General features: G+C 69.3%; 18 protein-coding genes. 11 read left to right on the top strand and 7 right to left on the bottom strand.

Annotation, left to right across the window (positions count from 1 at the left end; translation table 11 throughout):
* Positions 1–51 precede the first annotated feature (51 nt).
* On the top strand, positions 52–459 hold the full coding sequence (locus tag K9S39_RS24440) for a MazG-like family protein (protein WP_248865472.1): 408 nt from the start codon (positions 52–54) through the stop codon (positions 457–459).
* Here K9S39_RS24440 and K9S39_RS24435 read toward each other — a convergent pair.
* Positions 435–1085: a TetR/AcrR family transcriptional regulator gene (locus K9S39_RS24435; protein WP_248865471.1), complete on the bottom strand. Its 651-nt coding sequence runs from the start codon at positions 1083–1085 to the stop codon at positions 435–437. The genes K9S39_RS24440 and K9S39_RS24435 overlap by 25 nt on opposite strands.
* Before the next feature lie 101 nt (positions 1086–1186).
* Here K9S39_RS24435 and K9S39_RS24430 point away from each other — a divergent pair, with 101 nt between their 5' ends.
* Positions 1187–2839, top strand: a complete 1653-nt coding sequence (locus K9S39_RS24430) for an FAD-dependent monooxygenase (RefSeq protein WP_248865470.1) — start codon at positions 1187–1189, stop codon at positions 2837–2839.
* Here K9S39_RS24430 and K9S39_RS24425 read toward each other — a convergent pair.
* Complete coding sequence (locus tag K9S39_RS24425; protein WP_248865469.1) at positions 2829–3557, bottom strand: AAA family ATPase; 729 nt, start codon at positions 3555–3557, stop codon at positions 2829–2831. The genes K9S39_RS24430 and K9S39_RS24425 overlap by 11 nt on opposite strands.
* Positions 3558–3746: 189 nt before the next feature.
* Here K9S39_RS24425 and K9S39_RS24420 point away from each other — a divergent pair, with 189 nt between their 5' ends.
* Together K9S39_RS24420 and K9S39_RS24415 are read left to right on the top strand one after the other, a co-directional pair.
* Positions 3747–4082, top strand: coding sequence for a YnfA family protein (locus K9S39_RS24420; RefSeq protein WP_248865468.1), 336 nt, complete (start codon positions 3747–3749; stop codon positions 4080–4082).
* Between the two features lie 192 nt (positions 4083–4274).
* Positions 4275–5024: an SDR family NAD(P)-dependent oxidoreductase gene (locus K9S39_RS24415; RefSeq protein ID WP_248865467.1), complete on the top strand. Its 750-nt coding sequence runs from the start codon at positions 4275–4277 to the stop codon at positions 5022–5024.
* Positions 5025–5172: 148 nt separating this feature from the next.
* Here K9S39_RS24415 and K9S39_RS24410 read toward each other — a convergent pair whose 3' ends face one another.
* A complete protein-coding gene (locus tag K9S39_RS24410; RefSeq protein WP_248865466.1) occupies positions 5173–6366 on the bottom strand; it encodes an RtcB family protein in 1194 nt (397 codons plus the stop codon).
* Between the two features lie 161 nt (positions 6367–6527).
* Between K9S39_RS24410 and K9S39_RS24405 the strand changes: the two genes are divergently transcribed.
* The 4 genes from K9S39_RS24405 to K9S39_RS24390 all read left to right on the top strand — a co-directional run bounded on the left by K9S39_RS24405 (position 6528) and on the right by K9S39_RS24390 (position 10544).
* The gene (locus K9S39_RS24405) at positions 6528–7433 is read left to right on the top strand and encodes a hypothetical protein (protein WP_248865465.1); all 906 of its coding nucleotides are present in this window, start codon (positions 6528–6530) and stop codon (positions 7431–7433) included.
* Positions 7434–7617: 184 nt separating this feature from the next.
* On the top strand, positions 7618–8331 hold the full coding sequence (locus K9S39_RS24400) for a DUF3558 domain-containing protein (RefSeq protein ID WP_248865464.1): 714 nt from the start codon (positions 7618–7620) through the stop codon (positions 8329–8331).
* Positions 8332–8707: 376 nt separating this feature from the next.
* Positions 8708–9949 (top strand): DUF2637 domain-containing protein, encoded by a 1242-nt coding sequence (locus K9S39_RS24395; RefSeq protein WP_248865463.1) that lies wholly within the window; start codon positions 8708–8710, stop codon positions 9947–9949.
* 250 nt (positions 9950–10199) lie between these two features.
* On the top strand, positions 10200–10544 hold the full coding sequence (locus K9S39_RS24390; protein ID WP_248865462.1) for a hypothetical protein: 345 nt from the start codon (positions 10200–10202) through the stop codon (positions 10542–10544).
* A 181-nt stretch (positions 10545–10725) separates the two neighbouring features.
* On the opposite strand, the gene K9S39_RS24385 is transcribed toward K9S39_RS24390, so the two are convergent.
* Together K9S39_RS24385 and lysS are read right to left on the bottom strand one after the other, a co-directional pair.
* Positions 10726–10941, bottom strand: a complete 216-nt coding sequence (locus K9S39_RS24385; RefSeq protein WP_248865461.1) for a hypothetical protein — start codon at positions 10939–10941, stop codon at positions 10726–10728.
* 333 nt (positions 10942–11274) lie between these two features.
* A complete protein-coding gene (gene lysS, locus K9S39_RS24380) occupies positions 11275–13008 on the bottom strand; it encodes a lysine--tRNA ligase (RefSeq protein WP_248865460.1) in 1734 nt (577 codons plus the stop codon).
* Positions 13009–13229: 221 nt separating this feature from the next.
* Between lysS and argS the strand changes: the two genes are divergently transcribed.
* The gene (gene argS / locus K9S39_RS24375) at positions 13230–15005 is read left to right on the top strand and encodes an arginine--tRNA ligase (RefSeq protein WP_248865459.1); all 1776 of its coding nucleotides are present in this window, start codon (positions 13230–13232) and stop codon (positions 15003–15005) included.
* 45 nt (positions 15006–15050) lie between these two features.
* On the opposite strand, the gene K9S39_RS24370 is transcribed toward argS, so the two are convergent.
* Positions 15051–15416 carry an ATP-binding protein gene (locus K9S39_RS24370; protein WP_248865458.1) on the bottom strand — a complete coding sequence of 122 codons (366 nt, stop codon included), beginning with the start codon at positions 15414–15416 and terminating at the stop codon, positions 15051–15053.
* Between the two features lie 9 nt (positions 15417–15425).
* Between K9S39_RS24370 and K9S39_RS24365 the strand changes: the two genes are divergently transcribed.
* Both K9S39_RS24365 and K9S39_RS24360 read left to right on the top strand, forming a co-directional pair.
* Positions 15426–15689 carry a Scr1 family TA system antitoxin-like transcriptional regulator gene (locus K9S39_RS24365; protein ID WP_319949581.1) on the top strand — a complete coding sequence of 88 codons (264 nt, stop codon included), beginning with the start codon at positions 15426–15428 and terminating at the stop codon, positions 15687–15689.
* Positions 15690–15702: 13 nt separating this feature from the next.
* Complete coding sequence (locus tag K9S39_RS24360) at positions 15703–15906, top strand: DUF397 domain-containing protein (RefSeq protein WP_248865457.1); 204 nt, start codon at positions 15703–15705, stop codon at positions 15904–15906.
* On the opposite strand, the gene K9S39_RS24355 is transcribed toward K9S39_RS24360, so the two are convergent.
* Positions 15882–17537 (bottom strand): CocE/NonD family hydrolase, encoded by a 1656-nt coding sequence (locus tag K9S39_RS24355; RefSeq protein ID WP_248865456.1) that lies wholly within the window; start codon positions 17535–17537, stop codon positions 15882–15884. The two genes, K9S39_RS24360 and K9S39_RS24355, sit on opposite strands and share 25 nt — an antisense overlap.
* Positions 17538–17676: the final 139 nt, after the last annotated feature.

Raw genomic sequence — 17676 nt, 5'->3', positions numbered from 1 at the left:
CGATCCACACACTAGGCAGGCGGCGGCGCGCGACGCGGGCAGAATCGAGCCATGTCTGATACCCCGTCCGATATCCCGTCCGACGGGCCGGCTCTCTGGAACACGGTCGAAGGGCTGGTCCGCTGGCTCGACCGGGAGAGCGCACTGCCGCCCGAACAGGAGCGGCTGCTGCGCATCCTGAAGCTCTCGGAGGAGGCGGGCGAGGTGGCCCAGGCCGTCATCGGGGCCACCGGGCAGAACCCGCGCAAGGGCCACAGCCACACCTGGGACGACGTCCACAGCGAGCTGTGCGATGTCATCCTCACGGCGATGGTGGCCCTGGCGACGCTGACTCCGGACGCGCGGCAGGTGTTCGCCGGGCATGTGGAACGGGTCGCGGGGCGGGTGCGCCCGGCGACGCGGAGCAGCACGGACGACGGCTCACACCCGTCGGCTCACGGCCGTTCGGCCGTCAGATAGCGCTGGACGGTGGGGGCGAGCCAGGCGACGACCTCGTCGCGGCTGAGGCCGACGGCCGGCGGGAGGTGCAGGACGTAGCGGCACAGCGCCATGCCGAGGATCTGTGAGGCGATCAGCGCGGCGCGCGTCGCCGCCTGTTCGGGCATCGGGCAGATGGCGGCGACGACCGGCCTCACCTGCTCGGCGAACACCCCGCGCATCCGCTCCGCACCCGCCTCGTTGGTGACGCCGACGCGCATCATGCCGGTCAGCGTCTCGTCGGACTCCCAGCGCTCCAGGAAGTGCCGGACGAACCGGGCGCCGATCTCGTCGCGCGGCACCTCGGTGAGGTCGGGGGCCTGCAGATCGATCTCGGAGGCGGCCGCGAAGAGGCCCTCCTTGTTGCCGTAGTAGCGCATCACCATCGACGGGTCGATGCCCGCCTCCCTGGCGATGGCGCGGATGGTCGCGCGCTCATAGCCGTCGGCGGCGAAGCGGTCCCTGGCGGCGGCCAGGATCGCGGCGCGGGTGGCGTCGGAGCGGCGGGGGCGGCCGTGGTCCCCGGCGTTGGGGGCGACGGCGACCACCGGGGTGTCGTCGACGGACACCTCGGGGGTGACGGAGTGCGTGGCGGGGCGTTCGACCATGTCAACGACTGTAGGCCAACAGTTGTTGACAAGCCAGACTCGACCGCTTAGGCTTTTTGCCAACAAGTGTTGACCAACGCGTGTTGGCATTGGAGGCTGCCATGGAGGCCGCGCACCGCAAGCCCAGCACCACCGCACCGAACACCACCCCGGGATCCACCGCGAGCACCCACCCGGAAACCACCCCGATCACCGCCCTGACCAGCGGCTCGACGCTCAGCGCGGCGCCCGGCCCGGCGACCGGCCCCGAGATCCGCAGCGATGCCATCGTCGTCGGTGCAGGGCCGACCGGCCTGCTGCTCGCCGGCGATCTCGCCGAGGCCGGCGTCAGCGTCACGCTCCTGGAGCGCCGGCCCGACACGACCAGCAATCTGACCCGCGCCCTCGTGGTACACGCCCGCACCCTGGAGCAGCTGGACGCCCGCGGGCTCGCCGACGAGCTCATCGCCCGCGGCCACCCCCTCACCCGCCTCCGCCTCTTCAACAGCGCCACCCTCGACCCGACCGTGCTCCCGTCCCGCTTCCCGTTCGTGCTGGTCACCCCCCAGTTCGAGGTCGAGCGACTGCTGGAGCGGCGGGCCCGCCAGGCCGGCGTCACCTTCCGGCACGGTTCCGAGGTCCTCGGCCTGGAGCAGGACGACGACGGCGTGACGGTGCACATCCGGGACGCCGACGGCCTCCGCAGCGCCCGCGCCGCCTACGCCGTCGGCACCGACGGCGTCCGCAGCACCATCCGCGAGACTCTCGGCCTGCCCTTCCCCGGCAAGTCCGTGCTCCGCTCCCTGGTCCTCGCCGACGTCCGGCTGGCCCAGGAGCCCGACACCCCCTTCACCGTCAACGCCACCCCGGACGCATTCGCGTTGATCGGCTCGTTCGGCGACGACTGGTACCGCGTCATCGGCTGGAACCGCCACCGCCAGGCCGACGACGACGTACCCGCCGACCTCGAAGAGGTCCGCGAGGTGACCCGCCTCGCCCTCGGCACCGACCACGGCATGCACGACGCCCGCTGGATCTCCCGCTTCCACAGCGACGAACGGCAGGTCCCCGACTACCGCGTCGGCCGCGTCCTCCTCGCCGGCGACGCCGCCCATGTCCACTCACCCGCCGGCGCCCTCGGCTTGAACACCGGGCTGCAGGACGCCGCCAACCTCAGCTGGAAACTCGCCTCGGTGCTGCGGGGCCACGCCCCCGAGAGCCTGTTGGACAGCTACCACGCCGAGCGCCACCCCGTAGGCAAGCAGGTACTGCGCACCAGCGGCACCATCCTCCGGGTCGCCCTGCTGCACAGCGCTCCGGGGCGCGTCGCCCGCGCCGTCGCCGCCCAGCTCCTCAACCGGCTGCGCCCGCTGTCCCGCCGCGGGATCCGCACCATCTCCGGCATCGGCATCAGCTACCCCGCCGAGCGCGGCGCCCACCCCCTCACCGGCCGCCGCGCCCCCGACATCCGCCTCGCCGACGGCAGCCGCCTCTACGAACTCCTGCGCCAGGGCATGTTCGTCCTCATCGCCCCCGCCGGCGACACCACCGGACCGCGCCCCGCCGCCGACCGCGTCGTCCGCGCCTCCTGGACGGGCAAACGACGCACCGCACTTCTCGTACGACCCGACGGCTATATCGCCTGGGCCACCGACACCACCGCCCCCGCCGAGCGCGCCGTCGAGCTACGCACCGCCCTCACCCACTGGACCGGGGCCGCGGCAGCGCCCGAGGACGCCATGGGCACCGCCCCGCCTGCCGCCCTCACCCCGTGAGCACATGCCGCAGATACGCCCGCGGGTCGCTCAGATAACGACGCCAGTGGTCGACGAGCGCCAGCTCCGCCCACTCCACGGACCGCATGCCGTGCTCACCGACCTCGACGATCTCGGCGCCGGGCAGCGCCGTCAGCAGTGGCGAGTGTGTGGCGCAGACGATCTGCGCGCCGCGGCTCCCCAACTCGTCCATCAGGCCGACCAGTTCAAGGCAGGAGGAAAAGGACAGTGCCGCCTCCGGCTCGTCCATCACATACAGACCCGGCTGCGAGAACTTCTCCCGGAAGGCCATCAGGAAGCTCTCCCCATGGCTCATGTCGTCCGGCGACTGTGACAGCCATTCCCGGCCCAGCGCCTCCAGCGCCGTCTCGGCCCGCAGAAAGAAGCCCCGCCGGCGGGTACGCGGCCCGCGGACCATCCGGCGCCCGGCCCGCGTCGGATCGAACCGCAGCACCCCGCCGAGCTCCGACACCTCCCGCGAGCCGGCGTACTTATAGCCCGCCGAGCCGCCGTACGGATCCAGGCCGAAGCCCTCCGCCAGCGCCTCGGCCAGCGTCGACTTCCCCGAGCCGTTCTCCCCCACGAGAAAGGTGACCGGCGCGCGGAAGGTCAGCCCTTCCTCGACCAGCTGGCGCACACACGGCACCGTCCAGGGCCAGCCGTCCCCGGCCGTTCCCTCCCCCTCCGGGAGGCCCACGTAAGCGCGTTCGATGAGCATGTCCCGAAGCTCTCACACACCACCGGCACCCGCCCTCCCCATGACGTACAGGGCCCCTCCACGGACACAACGCCCGGTATCCGCCTCCCCGCCGTCCAAACATCCGGACAACAACCTCCCGACAACCACCCCCGGACGACCGCCTCCTCCGCTCAGCCGGCTCCGGAACGGCCTCCTACCCTGGTCAGCATGCTGATCGCCCGCTCCGTCGCCCTCTTCGTCGTCGCCGCCCTCTTCGAGATCGGCGGCGCCTGGCTCGTCTGGCAAGGAGCCCGCGAGCACAGGGGATGGATCTGGATCGGCGCCGGAGTGATCGCCCTGGGCATCTACGGCTTTGTCGCCACCCTCCAGCCGGACCCCGACTTCGGCCGTATCCTCGCCGCTTACGGCGGGGTCTTCGTCGCCGGCTCACTGGCCTGGGGCATGGTCGCGGACGGCTACCGACCCGACCGGTGGGACATCATCGGGGCCCTTATCTGCCTGGCCGGAGTCGCGGTGATCATGTACGTTCCGCGAGCCCGCTGACCGCTCGGCTGCATATCCTGGCCACGCACCACGAGCTCCACAGACAGCGCACCACACGCACCACCCGCCCCAGAGACAGCGCAGCACCGCACACCAAGCACCTCGGACGCCACACCTGCCACACCTGCACCGCGCGCCACCCACGCGCAGACGCCCCACATGCCGAACGCCACAGGCACGAGGAGAGGCCCCATGACCGCCGACGTCCCCACCGCCGTCGTCACCGGAGCGAGCAGCGGCATCGGCGCCGCGACCGCACGGCAACTGGCCGCGGCCGGCTACCGCGTCGTCCTCACCGCCCGCCGCAAGGACCGCATCGAAACCCTCGCCGCCGAGCTGCCGCACGCCGAGGCGCATGCACTCGACGTGACCGACCGCGCCGCCGTCGACGCCTTCGCGGCCACCCTCGACCGCTGCGACGTCCTCATCAACAACGCCGGCGGCGCCTTGGGCGCCGAACCGGTCGCCACCGGCGACCCCTCCGACTGGCGCGCGATGTACGAGGTCAATGTGCTCGGCGTACTGCACGCCACCCAGGCCCTGCTGCCCGCGCTCACCGCCTCCGGCGACGGCACCGTGGTCGTGCTCTCCTCCACCGCCGGCCACGGCACCTACGAGGGCGGCGGCGGATATGTCGCCGCCAAGCACGGCGCCCACGTGATCGCCGAAACCCTCCGCCTGGAACTCTGCGGCGAGCCCGTACGGATCATCGAGGTCGCCCCCGGCATGGTCAAGACCGACGAGTTCGCCACCACCCGCTTCCGCGGCGACAAGACCAAGGCCGCCAAGGTCTACGAAGGCGTCGCCGAACCACTCACCGCAGACGACATCGCCGACACGATCACCTGGGCCATCAGCCGCCCCTCACACGTCAACATCGACCTCCTGGTGGTCCGCCCGCGCGCCCAGGCATCCAACACCAAGGTCCACCGCACCACTTGAGACGACGAGGGACACCACACCCTCCGGACGACGACACCCGGGTACGGGGCCAGGCAACACCCTCCGCCGGGTGCACCCGGGCCCCGCGTCCCGAGCGCTGTCTTCAGTGCGAGGGCGAACCGAACGGGATGCGCGGCTCCGCGCCGCATCAACCCTTCACGCAGACAACCTGCTTGAGATGGGCGACGACCTCCACCAGGTCCCGCTGCTGATCGATGACCTTCTCGATCGGCTTGTACGCGCCCGGGATCTCATCAATCACTCCGGAGTCCTTACGGCACTCCACTCCCCGCGTCTGCTCCTCCAGATCCCGCGTGGAGAAACGCTTCTTTGCGGCGTTCCTGCTCATTTTCCGACCCGCGCCGTGCGAGGCCGAGTGGAAACTCGCGGCATTCCCCAGACCACGGACGATGTACGAACCGGTGCCCATCGAGCCCGGAATGATGCCGTACTCGCCACTGCCCACCCGGATCGCGCCCTTACGGGTCACCAGCAGGTCCATGCCGTCGTACCGCTCCTCCGCCACATAGTTGTGGTGGCAGGAGATGACCTCTCCGAAGGTCACCCTCGCCTTCTTGAACTCCTTGCGAATCACGTCCTGTGAAAGCGCCATCATGATCGCGCGGTTGTGCTTCGCGTACTCCTGCGCCCAGAACAGATCGTTTCGGTACGCCGCCATCTGCGGGGTGTCCGCGATGAAGACGGCGAGGTCCCGGTCGACCAACCCCTGGTTCTGCGGCAGCTTCTGGGCCACGCCCATGTGGTACTCGGCCAGCTCCTTGCCGATGTTGCGCGATCCGGAGTGCAACATAATCCATACAGATTGATCAGAATCGATACAAAATTCCCAAAAATGATTTCCGGATCCGAGCGAACCCATCTGCTTCGTAGCCCGTTCCAGACGGAACTTGACCGCATCGGCCACCCCGTCGAACCGCGCCCAGAAGTCGTCCCACCCGGCGGTCGGGAAGCCGTGCATCCGCCCCGGGTCGACCGGATCGTCGTGCATCCCACGGCCGACCGGGATCGCCTGCTCGATCTTCGAGCGCAGCCGGGACAGATCGCCCGGGAGATCATTAGCGGTCAGTGACGTCTTCACCGCGCTCATTCCGCAGCCGATGTCGACACCGACCGCCGCCGGGCAGACCGCGCCGTGCATCGCGATCACCGAGCCGACGGTGGCCCCCTTGCCGTAGTGCACATCCGGCATCACGGCCAGGCCCTTGATCCACGGCAGCGTGGCGACATTGCGCAGCTGCTGCATCGCGACGCCCTCGACCGTGGACGGGTCCGTCCACATCCGGATCGGCACCTGGGCACCGGGCACTTCGGTGTACGACATAGCTTCCTCATTCCCCCGAAAAACCATAAAACGCAAAAGCTGGACAACTCACCCGATCTTGGAAGGTGAACCGGCGTTTGCGGCGAGACGTGCGGTAGACATTGTGTCCATCGGCCGCTGCCCGGCGGCAACCACATTTCCTGGGGAAGGAGCCGCGAACGATGCAGCGGAAGTCGTTCGTATCCGGTGCCGCGCTGGTGGCCGCCGTGGCGCTGGCCGTCGGCCTCACCGGCTGCACCGCCGGCTCCGGCGCCGACGGTGACGCCGCCGACGCCAAGGGCGGCAACGCCGCCTCGTCGAGCGCGGCCGCCCAGCCGGGCCGGTACCAGACACTGCCGGAAGCCTGCGGGCTGCCCGCGCCCGGCACCGTGCGCGGCATGCTGCCCGGTGACGGTGCACAGCCGTCGGGCGCCGAGGCGGAGAAGATCTACGCGGGCCAGGCCGATGTCACGTATGACACGGACCGTCGCGTCGGCTGCCACTGGAAGCGCGAGACCACGGCCGGCACCCGCCATCTGTCGCTCGACATCCAGCGTGTGGTCTCGTACGACTCCGCTGTCAGCGACGACGACAAGGCGCAGGAGATCTACGCGAACAAGGAGCTGGCCGCGAAGATCCCGTCCGACGGCTCTTCCTCGTCCGCTTCCTCGTCCGCTTCGTCGTCTCCGTCCGCCTCCAAGGGCAAGGAGACCGGCAAGGACGGGGACGACAAGGACGGGGACAACGGGAAGGGCGAGGGCGACGACGCGCCGGAGAGTGACGGCGCGATGCCGGGGGACCCGTCGGGCACGTCCGACGGTGCGAGTGCCGGTGCGAGTGCCGGCGCCTCCACCGCTCCGCGCGTCCTGGACGATCTCGGTGACGCGGCCTTCCTGAACGACCGTCTGATCACCACGGACTCCGGTGTGCACCGTGACATCACTGTGGTCTTCCGCACGTCGAATGTGATCGTGACGATCACCTACGACCAGTGGTCGACGGACAAGAGGATGTTGCCGGGCAGCCAGGAACTGCAGGACAAGGCCCGTTCGCTGGCGAGCGAACTGGCGGAGCGGTTCAGCGAATAGTCCGGATTGGGAAGATGGACTGGATTGCCGGATTGTGTGGATTTTCGCCGGTTCTATTCGGTTGCCAAAGCGTACGAATCGGCCACCACCCCCTGCCCCGCCGCGTACCGTGCCCTCTAGCCCTGCCTCGTACGTCCCCCATGCGCGGGGCACGGTCACCCCGTCGACGAACAGCGAAGGAACCATGCACCGTTCAGCCAAGCGACTCGCCAGCCTTCTCGCCTGCGCCGCAGTCCCGGTGATGCTCGTCGCCGGCTGCTCCGGCTCGGACTCCGACAGCTCCGGCGACTCCGACTCCCCCTCCGCGACGCCCGGCAAGACGGCCAGCGCGTCGCCGACCATAGCGGCCGCGAAGTACAAGAAGCTGCCGGTCCCGTGTGAGGCGTTCACCAAGGACACCATCAAGAAGCTGCTGCCCAAGGTGAAGGACGCCTCCGGCGATCAGGGCACGTCCAACGACAACGCCGCCCACGGCAGCTGCTCCTGGAGCAGCCTGGACGACAAGGGTGTCGACGGGTCGCAATTCCGCTGGCTGGACGTCGGCTACCAGCGGTACGACTCCGAGCCGGGCATCGGCTCCGGCGAGGAGCGCGCCACGGAGTTCTACGGCAAGCAGATCGCCGTCGCGAAGGGCGCCAAGGGTGCGAAGAAGCTCAGGACGGTCAAGACCTCCGGTGCCGGCGACGCGGCGACCACGATCACATATGACGTGAAGAAGGACGACAACGACTTCAAGAACACGACGGTGGTGGTCCGTACGGCCAATATCGTCGTGACGATCAACTACAACGGCGCGGGCCTGGCCGGTGGGGACACTCCGAAGGCGGACAAGCTGCTGAAGGACGCCCAGGCGGCCGCCAAGGAGGCGACCGCTGCCGCCGTCAAGGCGAACGGCTGATCGTTTCTCCATGGGGGTGGGGGTGCCCTTGAGGGAGCGCGGTGCCGTGGGGTGATCGGGGTGCCCTGACCGCACGGATGTCCGGGGTGCGCTTGGTGCCCGGGGCGCGCTCGGCGCCCGGGGCGTCCGGGGCTCCTGGATGCCCAAGGCCGTCCGGGGCTCCCAGGGCGGCCAGTCCCCTGGCGCCCCGCTCTCCCCCTGGCGCCCCGCTCTCTTCCCCGGTGCCCCGCGTTGCCCTTCAGTGCGGACGAGGAACGCCCAACCCACCTCTTACCGGAGCCCAATCGTGACCCGGCTCCCTCCGTACCGGCACACGATCGCCCGTACGCGTGTGCCAGGCTGTCGCTCGCAACAGACCGACCAGGAGGGTTCTCGGGTGGCCGCGCCGCTGAAGCTGACACGCACACACCGGATACTCATCGGAGTTGTCATCACCGGCGCGGTAGTCATCGCCGGCATCGGCTTCGCGGGCTCCTACGCGGCCGTGCGCGAACTGGCCATCAAGAAGGGCTTCGGCGACTTCGCCTCCTTCTTCCCCATCGGCATCGACGCGGGCATCGTCGTACTGCTCGCACTCGATCTGCTGCTGACCTGGATCCGCATGCCCTTCCCGCTGTTGCGACAGACGGCGTGGCTGCTGACCGTCGCGACTGTGGCGTTCAACGCCGCGGTGGCGACCGATCCCTTGGGCATGGGCATGCACGCCGTCATCCCGGTCCTGTTCGTCGTCACCGTCGAGGCCGCCCGGCACGCCGTCGGGCGGATCGCCGACATCACGGCGGACAAACACATGGAGGGTGTACGCATCACGCGCTGGCTGCTGTCGCCCCTCCCGACGTTCCTGCTGTGGCGCCGGATGAAACTGTGGGAACTGCGCTCGTACGACGCGGTGATCAAACTGGAACAGGAACGGCTCGTGTACCAGGCACGCCTGCGTTCGCGCTTCGGGCGGGGCTGGCGTCGTAAGGCTCCCGTCGAGTCCCTGATGCCCCTGCGGCTCGCCCGGTACGGGGTGCCGCTGGCAGAGACCGCTCCCGCGGGGCTCGCCGCGGCGGGCATCGAACCACAGTTGCTGCCCGCGCCACAGCAGTCCGTGACGCCCGCTCTGGAGCCGAAGGCCCAGCAGCCGGCCGAGGAGGTGCCGAGCCAGTGGTTCGCGGCGCCGCGGCAGGTGACGTATCAGGGGGACTACGACCCGACCTACGTCCCGGAGCAGGCGCATCAGCCCAGCCACGAGCAGCAGCATCAGCCCAAGTACGACGAGCACCAACAGGCCCCGACGCACGAGCAGGTCCCGGTACCGGCGCCGCGCATGCCGGACCCCGAGCCACAGTTCCCGGTACCGACCGGTGCCGGTGGGACGCGTCCACTCGGCAAGGGCAACCCGGAGGCCGAGCCGCAGCCCGCTCAGGCACCCGCCGCGGCCCCGACCGACGAGGACCTGTACCAGGTCTTCCGGCGCTCGATAGAGGGCGAAGGCATGCCGACACCGGGCGCATTCGCCGCGAACCTGGAAGCGCAGTACGGAATCCGCCTGCGGACGCGGGAACTGAACCGCTACATGGACCGGTTCAGCGACCGCCTCAACGCGGAACTGATGGACGAGCACATCGCGTAACACGCACACCGAGTCCCGTACGGAAACGTGGCGTTCGGTGCACGACAGCGCCTCAGTGACAGGCTTCCGGCCCGCAACAGCCGCACACCATCAGGCTGCGTTGGAAGCCAACCCGTTGCTACCGTCCGTCCCCATCCACCAACTTGAGCAACACCTCGGTGTCCGTCAGGTCGCGCAAGACCGCCTCGCCCTCGCATATCCACCGTGGACAAGTCCTCGACATTCCACACTGGCGCGGGGAGCCTGGGGCGTGGCATGGGTGCTGCTCGCCGCGCTTGCCGCCAACCTCGGCCAAATAGCGGGACCGGAAGCCGACTGGCAGCCGATCACCCGCAACGTGTTGGTGCACACCACCCTCGGCCTGCTGGCGGTGCACTATGCGCACCCGCACGTCGTGTGGCTTCCTTCCCGGGCGCTGACCCTGTGCAGCATGCTGTTCGGGTACCGGACCGGTGAAGCGGGCTATTACTGGTGGGCCGTCATTATGGATCCGGAGGTCACCCCAACCCAATGGGCGGTGACCGGAGCACTCTTCATTGCCGCCGCGCTCGCCTACGTGCTTCCCGTGGCGACACGACGGCCGTCCCGGGGATGAGTGACTGTGCGAATGCTGTTGGCTGTCGCAGGTGGCCTTGTGCTGTCAAGCCTCCTGCTGCATCTCCTGGCCATCACCTTCGTCCGGATGAGGACGATGCGACGTCGACGACTTCGACGGCGCGGCCGGTGACAGCGCACCAGGGAGGCGGCGCACCCACGGCCAAGCCCCAAGCAGCCCCCTACGCCGCCTCCCCGCCTATCTCCTTCTGCTTCCGCTTCTTGTCTGCGTCGACCCAGAAGCAGAGCGCGGCGCCGAGCGCGAAGATGCCGATGTAGGCGATCGACGGCAGCTCGAACCAATGAGGCAGGATCCCCCAGGCGCCGTCGAAGAACACCTGGCCGATGAAGCCCATGGCCCCCTGAATCATGATGATGAAGCCGATGATTCCTCTCATGGCTCCAGCGTGACGGATTCGGCACCGGCGGTCGTCATACCCCGGGTCGAACCCCTCCTCACCCCTGGGTGGGAGACCACCGCCGAGCCCTACGACTGAACGGCAGGGCCCGGCGGCAGAGTTCACCGGCGGGAGGGCAGCCCCCGCCCGCAACACGACCCAGCGGCGCGGGTCTTACCGGCGGCAGAACGGCACGGGACTCGCCGAAGCGGGACTTACCGGCACGGGAGGCTTACCGGCGCAGAACGGCGCGGGACTTACCGGCGCAGAACGGTGTGGGGCTTACTCAGCCCCGCACCGCCCAGCACCTCAGCGAAGCGCCCCCAGCACCAACTACTCCCCCAGCAACCGCCGCACCCGCTCCGCCCCCACCGCCAGCAGCAACGTAGGCAGCCGCGGCCCCGTCTCCCGGCTCACCAGCAGCCGGTACAGCAGCGCGAAGAACGCGCGCTGCGCGACCTTCAGCTCCGGGGTCGGCTTGGCGTCCGGTTCGAGTCCGGCCTGGATCTTCGGTACGCCGTAGACCAGCGTGGTCAGGCCGTCCAGCGACCAGTGCTCGTCCAGGCCGTCCAGCAGCAGTCGCAGCGACTCGCGCGCCTGCTCGTCCAGCGAGCCGAGCAGCTCCTTGTCGGGCTCGTCGCGCACGATCGTGCGCTGCTCGTCGGGGACCTGGGTGGTGATCCAGTACTCGGCCTTGTCGAGCCGCGGCCGGGTCTCGTCGAGCGAGGTGACCGGGTCGTCGGGGTCGAGTTCGCCGAGGATGCGCAGCGTCTGCTCGTCGTGGCCGGCGGTGACGTCCGTGACGGAGGCCAGCGTGCGGTACGGCAGCGGGCGCGGCGTCCGGGGCAGCCAGCCGGCGGCGGTGCCGACGGCGCGGGTGTACGCGGCGGCGTCGGCGGGCTGTGCCGTGCCGTCCTTGACCTTGCGCTCCAGGGCGTCCCACTCGTCGTAGAGCCGCTGGATCTCCTGATCGAAGGCGATCTTGAAGGACTGGTTGGGCTTGCGGCGGGCGTACAGCCAGCGCAGCAGTGGCGCCTCCATGATCTTCAGCGCGTCGCCCGGCGTGGGCACGCCGCCCTTGGAGGACGACATCTTGGCCATGCCGCTGATGCCGACGAAGGCGTACATGGGCCCGATGGGCTGTTCGCCGCCGAAGACCTCGCGCACGATCTGGCCGCCGACGACGTACGACGAGCCGGGCGAGGAGTGGTCGACACCGGACGGCTCGAAGATCACGCCTTCGTAGGCCCAGCGCATCGGCCAGTCGACCTTCCAGACCAGCTTGCCGTGGTCGAATTCCCGCAGCTCGACGGTCTCAAAGTGGCCGCACGCGCAGCTGTAGGCGAGCTCCGTCGTCTCGTCGTCGTAGGAGGTGACGGTGGTCAGGTCCTTCTGGCAGACCGTGCAGTACGGCTTGTACGGGTAGTAGCCCGCGCCGCCCGCGCTGCCGTCGTCCTCGGTGGCCGCGCCGGAGCCCTCGGCGGCCTCCAGCTCGGCGGCGTCGACCGGCTTCTGCTGCTTCTGGCCCTGCTTCTTGGGCGCGCCGGTCGCCTTGTCCTTGGTCCGGTAGCGGCCCAGGACGGCGTCGATCTCCGCGCGGTGCTTCATCGCGTGCAGCACCTGCTCGCGGTAGGCACCGGAGGTGTACATCTCCGTCTGGCTGATGCCGTGGTACTCGATGCCCAGCTCGGCCAGCGACTCCTCCATGGCCGCCTTGTAGTGCTCGGCCCAGTTGCGGTACGTGCTGCCGGGCGGGGCCGGCACGGAGGTCAGCGGCTTGCCGATGTGCTCCGCCCAGGACGGGTCGACACCGGCCGGGACCTTGCGGTACCGGTCGTAGTCGTCCCAGCTCAGGATGTGTACGCAGGCGTGTCCGCGGCGGCGGATCTCGTCGGCGACCAGGTGCGGGGTCATGACCTCGCGGAGGTTGCCGAGGTGGATCGGGCCGGAGGGGCTCAGGCCCGAGGCGCAGACGATCGGTTTGCCGGGGGCGCGGCGCTCCGCCTCGGCAATGACCTCGTCCGCGAACCTGGAGACCCAGTCGGTCTCGGTGCTCTGCTGAGCCACGATCGGCCCTTCCTCTTCCTGATGCTTCCTCTTGGCTTCGAGCCCCCGGGCCGGACCCCGGGCCTGACAGAAGCCTGACGGCCCCATTCTCCCAGACGACTCCCGGTCGGAAATTCAGTGGTAGCGGCGTGGGATACTCCTTGGCAAACCCTTTCCACTCCGACGACACCACTTCATCTGCACCTTCATCTGCACCTTCTTCTGGAAGCGAGCTTCTCTCCATGGCCTCGGTCCCCTCCCTCGCAGCTTCCGTCAATCAGCGCGTTGCGGACGCCCTCTCGGCAGCCCTGCCGGAGGCCGGCGCCGTCGACCCGCTGCTGCGACGCAGCGACCGGGCCGATTTCCAGGCGAACGGCATGCTCGCGCTGGCGAAGAAGCTGAAGGGCAATCCGCGTGAGCTGGCCGCCCAGGTCGTCGCGGCCCTCCCGGCCGGCGAGAGCGGCGCGGTGATCAAGGAGATCGAGGTCTCCGGGCCCGGGTTCCTCAACATCACCGTCGCCGACGAGGCGATCATCAAGACCCTCGCCGGGCGCGCCGCCGACGACCGGCTGGGCGTGCCGTACGCCGAGGACGCCGGCACGACAGTGATCGACTACGCGCAGCCGAACGTCGCCAAGGAAATGCATGTGGGCCATCTCCGCTCCGCGGTGATCGGTGACGCGATGGTCCAGATCCTGGAATTCGTGGGCGAGAAGGTCATCCGCCGGCACCACATCGGCGACTGGGGCACCCAGTTCGGCATGCTCATCCAGTATCTGATCGAGCACCCGCACGAGCTGGACCACAAGGGCGGCGAGGTCTCCGGCGAGGAGGCCATGTCCAACCTCAACCGGCTCTACAAGGCGTCGCGTGCCGTCTTCGACTCCGACCCGGAGTTCAAGGAGCGGGCCCGTGACCGGGTGGTCGCCCTCCAGGCCGGGGAGCAGGAGACCCTCGCCCTGTGGCAGCGCTTCGTCGACGAGTCGAAGATCTACTTCTACTCGGTCTTCGACAAGCTCGACATGGAGATCCGCGACCCGGATGTCGTCGGCGAGTCCGGCTACAACGCCATGCTGGAGGAGACCTGCCGGCTGCTGGAGGAGTCCGGCGTCGCGGTGCGCTCCGAAGGCGCCCTCTGTGTGTTCTTCGACGACGTCAAGGGCCCGGACGGCAAGCCGGTCCCGCTGATCGTCAAGAAGTCCAACGGCGGCTACGGCTATGCCGCCACCGACCTCTCCGCGATCCGCGACCGGGTGCAGACCCTCGGCGCGAACACCCTGCTCTACGTGGTGGACGCCCGCCAGTCCCTGCACTTCAAGATGGTCTTCGAGACCGCCCGCCGGGCCGGCTGGCTGAACGAGAAGACGCACGCCGTCCAGCTCGCGTTCGGCACCGTGCTCGGCAAGGACGGCAAGCCGTTCAAGACCCGCGAGGGCGAAACGGTGCGGCTGGTCGACCTGCTGGACGAGGCGGTGGAGCGGGCCACGGGCGTCGTCCGGGAGAAGGCCGGGAAGGTCGGCCTGACCGAGCAGGAGATCGTCGAGAACGGCGCCCACGTCGGGATCGGCGCGGTCAAGTACGCGGACCTGTCGACATCGGCGGCCCGCGACTACAAGTTCGACCTGGACCAGATGGTGTCCCTGAACGGCGACACCTCGGTCTATCTCCAGTACGCCTACGCCCGGATCCAGTCGATCCTGCGCAAGGCGGGCGACGCCCGCCCTCTGGCCCACCCTGAGCTCGAACTGGCCCCGGCGGAGCGGGCGTTGGGCCTGCACCTGGACCAGTTCGGGGAGGTCGTGTCGGAGGTCGCGGCGACGTACGAGCCGCACAAGCTGGCCGCGTATCTGTACCAGCTGGCGTCGTACCTGACCACGTTCTACGACCAGTGCCAGGTCGTGAGCGCCGACAACCCGCCGGAGCTGGTCGAGAACCGGCTGTTCCTCGTCAGCCTCACGGCCCGCACGCTGCACCAGGGGATGGCGCTGCTGGGCATCCGTACGCCCGAGCGGCTGTGAGGCGCGCCCGGCGCTGACAGCCGAGTACCGAGCTGCACGCGGCGGTCAGCCCAGCGCCGACCGCCGCGTGCGCGCTCTCCAGCCCGGCCCCTCCGTCAGCTCGAACCAGATCAGCTTCCCGCCCGCGCCCAGCGCACCCGACTCCCCCAGCGAAAAGCCGCCGTAACTGTCGGCACAGAGCCGGATGAGCCCGAGCCCGTCCCCGGCGTCGCCCTCGCGCCCATGGGCGCCTTCGAGAACCGGCAGCGCCGGATTGGTGTCCCACACGCTGACGCGCAGCCGCGTGCCGCAGCGTTTGACGCGTACGTGGGCGGGCCCGGCCGAGTTCCGCGCGTTGGCGACCAGCTCGGACGCCAACAGCTCGGCAGTTTCGACGAGTTCGCGCTCGCCGTACTGGCACAGCTCCAGCACATCCTCGACATGAGCGAGCGCGACGGCATCACAGTCGCGGTTATCCCGTTCTCGGCGGGCGCGTTCCCTGGCTCCGGCCAGATCGTCAGCTACGCGAATGGTGCCGTATGCCAGCTCGACACAGTCCACTTGGACCAATCGCACGGCGTGACGTTCCTCGACGCCGAGGCCCAGCTAGCGAAGTACAGGGATCTGTTGGGCAGACTGGAGGCAATCGCACTCAAGCCCGAAGCGTCGCGCGATGTCATCCGCGCCATCGCCCGGGACCTGTGAAAGGACCGGATCCATGTCGTCGCTCAACTGGCAGCAGTCCTCCTACTGCGCCGAGGGCGGAAGCTGCCTCGCCCTAACCCCCTCTCCCGGAGGAGAATCCATCCTCCTCCGGGAGAGCGAACACCCCGAGGCCGTGCTCTCCACCACACCCGGCCCCCTGGGCGCCTTCATACGCGCCGTGCACACCGCCGATCAGCCGGTCGGCACGTCCAGGTAGGACGGCCGCCCCTTGGGCGACGTCACCGTGATCTGGCCACCGGCCCCGTTCGCGTCCCCGTAGAACGCGTCCTTCGTGTCCACCACCAGCATCAGTCGGTGACCGGTCGGTACGTCGTACGCGGCGGCCTGCAAACTGATGTCAGCGGTTACGGGGCGACCAGCCCTGCCCCCCGGCGACGTGAACGGCGCGTGCGTGATGATGTGCGCCTTGCCGTGCGCGTCGACGTCGAAGAGGTGGGCGATGATCGTCGACTGCGCCGTGGTCGCCGTGTAGGTCAGGCGCAGCTTCGGGGTGCCGCGCAGCCGGGTCGTCGCCTCCATGGGGGCGCTGGTCCAAACGGCCGCGTGCTTACGGGAGATGGTGTCGGTCCGGTACGTCTTCGGGAGGCCCACCATCTCCTTGTAGCCGGCGACGAAGACGATGTTGCCCCCGACGCTCGCCGTGGTGTCCGTGCCGGACGTGAAGGGCATCCGCCAGCCCGTCGACGGGGCGGCCGGGCGCAGGGCGGCGGAGCTCAGGGCGCCGTCGGCCCGGCCACCACCCGGACCGGTCAGATTCAGCCGCTCCGTGCGCTCCGTGAACGCGCCCCAGTTGGGACGCGTTTCCCGCACCCACGGCCAGTACTTCCACATGACCTGGCTGTTGACCTGGCCCTCGGTGTCGATGCCGTTGCGCTCGCCCTTGAGGAAGCGGTCGAACCAGCGCTTGGCGTCCTTGGCGACATGGTTGGGCAGGCCGGCCATGCCGGTCATCTCCGGGCCGGCGTGGTCGCCGATGGACACGTCGATGCGTTTGGGGCCGGTGAGGCGGTTGAACGTCTTCAGTGATTGGTTGGAGGGGAAGAGCGTCTCGTGCCATGCCTGGCCGTAAAAGACCGGCACCCGGCGCTTGTTGAGCTGCTTGAGGTACGTCTTCGGGGAGCGCTGCTTCGCCCATTCAAGCGCTTGCGGAATGTTGCGGTTGGCGAGGAGGTCCGAGAACATCCGCTGGGTGCGCGCGCTGAGCCGCGCGTTGCCCTTGACCGTCTGCAGGGCTCGTACGGAGGCGAGATGACGGGTGCGGTTCTCGTAGAACGCCTCGCCCAGGTCACCCCAGGTGCTCAGCGCGGCGACCGCGTCCACCCGTGGATCCTGGGCGGCGATCAGCTGGCTGAGGCCGGAGCCGTACGACAGACCGGTGAAGCCGACCTTGGTGGTACGGCCCGGGGCCTGCGCGATGAGATGGTCCAGCGCTTTGGAGCCGTCCTGGACGTCCAGCGGGCCGCCCCCCTCGGCCCCGCCCTCCGAGGAGCCGAAGCCGCGGGCGGAGTACGCGAGGACGTTGTAGCCGGCCAGCGCGTACTTGGACGCCATCACCGTGTAGGTGCGCCACCCGAACTGCGTCCAGGGGCCCGGCATGACGATGGCGGGGCGGGGCGTGCCGTCCCGGTGGATCCAGGTGGCGGCGTCCAGCTTGATGCCGTTGGCGCCGGGGATCTTCACGTGGTGGAAGGAGGCGAAGCCCGGGAACGATGCCGGCGCCGACGGGCGGGCCTGGGCGACGGCGGGAGTGGCCGGGGATACGGTCAGGGATATGGCAAGCGCGGCGGCCGAAGCCACCGCGCAGCGCAGAAAGCGGGAACGTAACACGTCCGAAACGCTCTTCTCTTCAGGGGAGTTGGGGCGCAGCTCCGCCGCGTACGAGACGGCTGCTCACGAGCCTGCCCGTGCACGATCATGGCTGCGTAGGCTCATGAATGCGCACCCCTCGGCTCCCCCAAACAGCGCC

The sequence above is a fragment of the Streptomyces halobius genome, from assembly GCF_023277745.1.
Lineage (GTDB): Bacteria > Actinomycetota > Actinomycetes > Streptomycetales > Streptomycetaceae > Streptomyces > Streptomyces halobius.
This window is presented reverse-complemented; position numbering and strand designations above follow the sequence as displayed.

What these genes read in the sequence shown, in the direction of transcription:
- K9S39_RS24415 (WP_248865467.1), top strand. Translation starts at nt 4,275, where the DNA reads ATGACCGCCGACGTCCCCACCGCCGTCGTCACCGGAGCGAGCAGCGGC.
- K9S39_RS24385 (WP_248865461.1), bottom strand. Translation starts at nt 10,941, where the DNA reads ATGAGAGGAATCATCGGCTTCATCATCATGATTCAGGGGGCCATGGGC.
- K9S39_RS24410 (WP_248865466.1), bottom strand. Translation starts at nt 6,366, where the DNA reads ATGTCGTACACCGAAGTGCCCGGTGCCCAGGTGCCGATCCGGATGTGG.
- K9S39_RS24440 (WP_248865472.1), top strand. Translation starts at nt 52, where the DNA reads ATGTCTGATACCCCGTCCGATATCCCGTCCGACGGGCCGGCTCTCTGG.
- K9S39_RS24420 (WP_248865468.1), top strand. Translation starts at nt 3,747, where the DNA reads ATGCTGATCGCCCGCTCCGTCGCCCTCTTCGTCGTCGCCGCCCTCTTC.
- K9S39_RS24405 (WP_248865465.1), top strand. Translation starts at nt 6,528, where the DNA reads ATGCAGCGGAAGTCGTTCGTATCCGGTGCCGCGCTGGTGGCCGCCGTG.
- K9S39_RS24360 (WP_248865457.1), top strand. Translation starts at nt 15,703, where the DNA reads ATGTCGTCGCTCAACTGGCAGCAGTCCTCCTACTGCGCCGAGGGCGGA.
- K9S39_RS24400 (WP_248865464.1), top strand. Translation starts at nt 7,618, where the DNA reads ATGCACCGTTCAGCCAAGCGACTCGCCAGCCTTCTCGCCTGCGCCGCA.
- K9S39_RS24365 (WP_319949581.1), top strand. Translation starts at nt 15,426, where the DNA reads ATGAGCGAGCGCGACGGCATCACAGTCGCGGTTATCCCGTTCTCGGCG.
- argS (WP_248865459.1), top strand. Translation starts at nt 13,230, where the DNA reads ATGGCCTCGGTCCCCTCCCTCGCAGCTTCCGTCAATCAGCGCGTTGCG.
- K9S39_RS24430 (WP_248865470.1), top strand. Translation starts at nt 1,187, where the DNA reads ATGGAGGCCGCGCACCGCAAGCCCAGCACCACCGCACCGAACACCACC.
- K9S39_RS24435 (WP_248865471.1), bottom strand. Translation starts at nt 1,085, where the DNA reads ATGGTCGAACGCCCCGCCACGCACTCCGTCACCCCCGAGGTGTCCGTC.
- K9S39_RS24425 (WP_248865469.1), bottom strand. Translation starts at nt 3,557, where the DNA reads ATGCTCATCGAACGCGCTTACGTGGGCCTCCCGGAGGGGGAGGGAACG.